The 4,932-nt window shown below is 67.4% G+C and carries 3 protein-coding genes and 1 rRNA gene; 2 read left to right on the top strand and 2 right to left on the bottom strand.

Annotated elements, in window-relative coordinates:
• Positions 1–393 (bottom strand): 16S ribosomal RNA (locus JNK84_RS13715); the annotation flags it as partial.
• A gap of 437 nt (positions 394–830) precedes the next feature.
• On the opposite strand from JNK84_RS13715, the gene JNK84_RS13710 reads away from it, so the two are divergent.
• Together JNK84_RS13710 and JNK84_RS13705 are read left to right on the top strand one after the other, a co-directional pair.
• Positions 831–1,226: a hypothetical protein gene (locus JNK84_RS13710; protein WP_293424959.1), complete on the top strand. Its 396-nt coding sequence runs from the start codon at positions 831–833 to the stop codon at positions 1,224–1,226.
• Positions 1,227–1,303: 77 nt separating this feature from the next.
• The gene (locus tag JNK84_RS13705) at positions 1,304–3,241 is read left to right on the top strand and encodes a M23 family metallopeptidase (RefSeq protein ID WP_293424958.1); all 1,938 of its coding nucleotides are present in this window, start codon (positions 1,304–1,306) and stop codon (positions 3,239–3,241) included.
• A 3-nt stretch (positions 3,242–3,244) separates the two neighbouring features.
• Here the strand turns inward: JNK84_RS13705 and trmFO are convergent, their stop codons facing one another.
• Complete coding sequence (gene trmFO, locus JNK84_RS13700) at positions 3,245–4,660, bottom strand: methylenetetrahydrofolate--tRNA-(uracil(54)-C(5))-methyltransferase (FADH(2)-oxidizing) TrmFO (RefSeq protein WP_293424957.1); 1,416 nt, start codon at positions 4,658–4,660, stop codon at positions 3,245–3,247.
• Positions 4,661–4,932 lie beyond the last annotated feature (272 nt).

Below are 4,932 nucleotides of genomic sequence, written 5' to 3'. Positions count from 1 at the left end.
AACCCTAAGGCCTTCATCACTCACGCGGCATGGCTGGATCAGGCTTGCGCCCATTGTCCAATATTCCCCACTGCTGCCTCCCGTAGGAGTCTGGGCCGTGTCTCAGTCCCAGTGTGGCTGATCATCCTCTCAGACCAGCTACTGATCGTCGCCTTGGTGGGCCATTACCCCACCAACTAGCTAATCAGACGCGGGCCGATCCTTTGGCGATAAATCTTTCCCCCGAAGGGCTTATCCGGTATTAGCTCCAGTTTCCCGGAGTTGTTCCGAACCAAAGGGCACGTTCCCACGCGTTACTCACCCGTCTGCCGCTCCCCTTGCGGGGCGCTCGACTTGCATGTGTTAAGCCTGCCGCCAGCGTTCGTTCTGAGCCAGGATCAAACTCTCAAGTTGTATGAGATCTTGAACCGGCTAGTCACTACGTTGAATTGACAGAGGACACACCTAAGTTCCGGTCTTGCGACCAAAACCTTGGTTGTCTCTGAAACGTAGCACTGCCGAGGTCTCGTCTTGACCAGCCCGAGGGCTGGTCCGCAAGAACTCCGCCGCCTACGTTTCTCTTTCCGATATTCAGTTGTCAAAGAACCGGAACCCGAGGGGCTCCCACCCTTAGAAGGGCGACTAAAGCTCTACCTTCTGACCTTGGTCAGAAGCGTCATGCACCAGAAGGTGTCTGAGAAGCTTCAGGGACAGCGGGCCGGGCCGGTGAAGCGCGGCGCCGCGTCGATGGGCGGGTTATAGGCCCCACCCCTCAGAACTGTCAACACGGATTTTCAAAAAAAATGACGGCCCGACGACAGGGTGCTTCGCCGGCTGTGGATAAAATGCACTTGGCACGCGTCTATGACACTGAGTTGAAAGGCTTTTTCGTGATTCTGCAAGCCCCGCCCCCATCCGGCTCCCGGCGCGATATTTCTTTCATGGCCGGCGTCGCCGGGCTTGGCCTGCCCCCTGGAGCCGGGATCGGCCTGAAACAGGGGATTCTGAGCGTACGCGCGCGCGTACTATACATAGGCGAAATACATTCGGCTCCGCGGCCGCCGGTGAACCGGCTCGAATCCGGCTGCGGCAACCCCTCGGAGGGCCTGACGGACCGTCGCCTCGGGGCAGAACACCCGTCCGGCCAGGCGCAACGGCTGCCGTTTGCCTCCGGCCGCGATGGCAGAGCCCTCACCGCGCCATATTCCTCGCCCTTCTGTCGGTTTCGTTCGCTTGACGCGGGATGACGGCGCGGGCAACGTCCGGCCGCCAGATCGCACTGGCCGCCGGTGCGGGGCGAGCGGCTCTGTTTGGAGAATCCGGTTTGCACTCTTCCGGCCGCGCGCCAGCCTTCAAGCATCTCGCGCCGAGCGCCGCGCTCGGCGACGAGCCGCCGCTGGCGGTCGATGGCTCGGTGCGCCGCGGCATCGAGCGTCGTGGCATCAATGTCCGCTGGTTCTCCGGCACGGTGCTCACCGGCCTCTGCGGCGCCGGGCTGATGGGCGGCGCTGTCTGGGCCGCGCTCGAGAATCCGACCCGCCCTGCCGCCCCCGCCGAAATCCTGCAGCCGCAGGTCCGCGCGACCGCGTCGGGCGACCGCCTGACCAACACGGCGCGCAAGGGTGACCGCCTGACGCGCCTCGCCGACGCCTTCTCCACCTCGAAGCAGACCATCCGGGTGTCGCAGACCTCGCGCGTCGGCGATCGCGAGATCATCCGCGTCAGGCCGCACACCCGTGTCGTCGCCAACCTGGTGCAGACCTCCTCGGGCGAGTTCGACATTCCCGAGTTCAATCCGCTGCGCATGCTCGCGGGCGACGCGCCGGAACGCGCCGAGCAGGAGGACGCCACCGACGGCGGCGACGGCGAGGTGACCATTCTGACCCGCGATATCGCGGCCGTCGCCGTCGCCGACCGGCCGATGCTGGCGCTGAGCACCGAGGAGATCCTCGCCAAGGTCCGCGAGGTCTCGCTGCAGCCGGAGATCGCAACCCGCCTCGCCCTTCCCGTCGCGGCCGGCCCCGAGCGCGCGCCGTCCCGGCAGGAGGCCCTCGACCAGGACGGCCCGAACGTCATGCGTGTCGCCAAGCGCCCGGCCGAGCCAGCGGCGCCCAGCTCCGCCCCGCCCGACCGCGCCGCCATCGCCAAGGCCGGCGACACGATCACTGGCCTGATGCTGGAGCTCGGCGCGACGCGCGACGATGCCCGCCTCGTCGCCACCGCCTTCAATCGCGGCGGCCAGGAGATCACCCTGCGCGCCGGCCAGCGCGTCCGTGTGCTCTTCGCGCCGGGCGCGGCCGGCCGCGTCCAGCCGGTCCGCATCATCCTCGTCGGCGAGCGCGACAACCCCGAAGCGGCCGTGGCGCTGTCCGACGACGGGCGCTACGTAGCGATGGAAGATCCCGCGGATGCCGCCACCGTCACCGACGATTCCGAGGATGAGGACGGCGGGGGCCTGCGCCTCTACAACGCCATCTACGAGACGGCGCTGCGGCAGGAGATTCCGAAACCCATCGTCGACGAGCTGATCCGGCTCTTCGGCAACGACGTCGATTTCTCGCGCCGCGTCGGTGCCAACGACCTGTTCGAGGTTCTCTACGCCGCCGAGGACGAGAGCGAGGCGGGTCGCGGCGACATCGTCTATGCTTCGCTGACGACCGGCGGCGAAACGCGGCGCTACTACCGCTTCCATTCGACCGCCGACAACCTCATCGACTTCTACGACGAGAACGGCCGCTCGGCGCGCAAGTTCCTGATCCGCAAGCCCATTGCCGGCGGGCAGATGCGCTCGGGCTTCGGCATGCGCCGTCACCCCGTCATGGGCTACTACAAGATGCATTCCGGCGTGGACTGGGCCGACCGTGTCGGTACGCCCATCGTCGCCGCCGGCAACGGCATCATCGGCAAGGCGGGCTGGTCGGGCGGCTATGGCCGCCGCGTCGAGATCGAGCACCCGAACGGCTACACCTCGACCTATTCGCACATGTCGGGTTTCGCCCGCGGCATCACCGAGGGCGCGCGCGTGCGCCAGGGCCAGGTGATCGGCTATCTCGGCTCGTCCGGCCTCTCCACCGGCCCGCACCTGCACTACGAGGTGATGGTCAATGGCCGCTTCGTCGACCCCATGCGCGTGCGCGTGCCGCGCGGGCGCGAGCTCGGCGGGCAGATGCTCGCCGTCTTCCGTGCCGAGCGCGAGCGTATCGACAATCTGATGACCCGCGACCGCGCCGAAACGCGCGTCACGGCCCAGTCGTCGCGCTGAGGCCTATTCGGCAGCGGCGAGCCGGACTTCCCCGAGCCAGATATCGAGGTCCGCCAGCGCCCGCGCGCTCAACGCCTTCTTGCGGGCCTGCGTCTTGGCGGTGCCGCGCAGCCGCGAGCCGTCTTCCGCCTTGGTCGGTGCCTGCGTCAGCGGCGGGAACAGCCCGAAATTGACGTTCATCGGCTGGAACGAGCGCGGCCCCTCGTCGATGGTGGTCACGTGCCCGCCGGTAATGTGGTTGATCAGCGCACCGTGCGCCGTCGTCACCGGCGGCAGCGACGCCTCCCGGCCCAGCCGCTCGGCCGCCGCCATCCGCCCCGCCATGCCGCCGATGGCCGCGCTCTCCACATAGCCCTCGCATCCCGTGATCTGGCCCGCGAAGCGCAGGCGCGGCATCGCCTTCAGGCGCAGCGTCTCGTCCAGCACCTTCGGCGAATTGAGATAGGTGTTGCGATGGATGCCGCCGAGCCGGGCGAATTCGGCGTTCTGCAGGCCCGGGATCATCCGGAAGATACTGGCCTGCTCGCCATATTTCAGCTTGGTCTGGAAGCCCGTCATGTTGAACAGCGTGCCGAGCTTGTTGTCCTGCCGGAGCTGGACGACGGCATAGGCCTTCACCGTGGGATTGTGCTTGTTGGTCAGCCCCACGGGCTTCATCGGCCCCCAGCGCAGCGTCTCGCGGCCGCGCTCGGCCATGACCTCGATCGGCAGGCAGCCGTCGAAATAGGGCGTGCCCTCCCATTCCTTGAACTCGGTCTTCTCGGCCGCCAGCAGCGCATCGATGAAGGCCTCGTACTGCTCCCTGTCCATCGGGCAGTTGATGTAGTCGGCGCCCGTGCCGCCCGGCCCCGCTTTGTCGTAACGCGACTGGAACCAGGCGGTATCCATGTCGACGCTGTCGAAATGGACGATGGGCGCGATGGCGTCGAAGAAGGCGAGCGAAGTCTCGCCGGTGACGTCGAGGATCGCCTGAGCCAGCGCCGGCGAGGTCAACGGCCCTGTCGCGACGATCACGCTGTCCCATTCGGCCGGCGGCAGGCCGGCGATCTCGCCGCGCTCGATGGTGACCAGCGGATGGGCTTCGAGCTCGGCCGTCACCGCCGCCGAGAAGGCATCGCGATCGACGGCGAGCGCGCCGCCCGCCGGCACCTGATGGGCATCGCCCATCCGCATGATGATCGAGCCCATGCGCCGCATCTCGGCATGGAGAAGCCCGACCGCATTGGTCGCGGCATCGTCCGAGCGAAACGAGTTGGAGCAGACAAGCTCGGCGAGGCCCTCGGTCTTGTGCGCTTCCGTGCCGCGCACCGGGCGCATCTCGTGAAGGACGACCGGCACGCCGGCCGAAGCGATCTGCCAGGCAGCCTCCGAGCCCGCAAGCCCGCCACCGACGACATGAATGGGAGAAATCTGGGTCATGGCAGGCTTTTACTGCATCCCGCCGGCAGAGGACACCCTGGCGCGGCAGGCGCCGCGCCTGCCGCTCGGTCCGCTCGGCCCGAGAACGGCCCGGCCAAAAAAGAGCTCCGGCCAAAAAAGAGCCCCGGCGATGAGGCCGGGGCTTTGAAGTCGGGAGGTCAGGAGAGAGAGGCGGTGGTCAGCGATTACTCGCAGACGCGGACGGTGCGGCGCTCCGGGCCGTAGGGGCCGTCGACCCAGCGGCGGGTCAGGTAGCAGTCCGAGGCATAGGC

Source organism: Phreatobacter sp., assembly GCF_016793595.1.
Lineage (GTDB): Bacteria > Pseudomonadota > Alphaproteobacteria > Rhizobiales > Phreatobacteraceae > Phreatobacter.
The sequence above is the reverse complement of the archived record's forward strand: the minus strand, read 5'-3'. Positions and strand labels throughout refer to the sequence as shown.

Coding starts and splice junctions, on each gene's coding strand:
- trmFO (WP_293424957.1), bottom strand. CDS start 4,660: ATGACCCAGATTTCTCCCATTCATGTCGTCGGTGGCGGGCTTGCGGGC.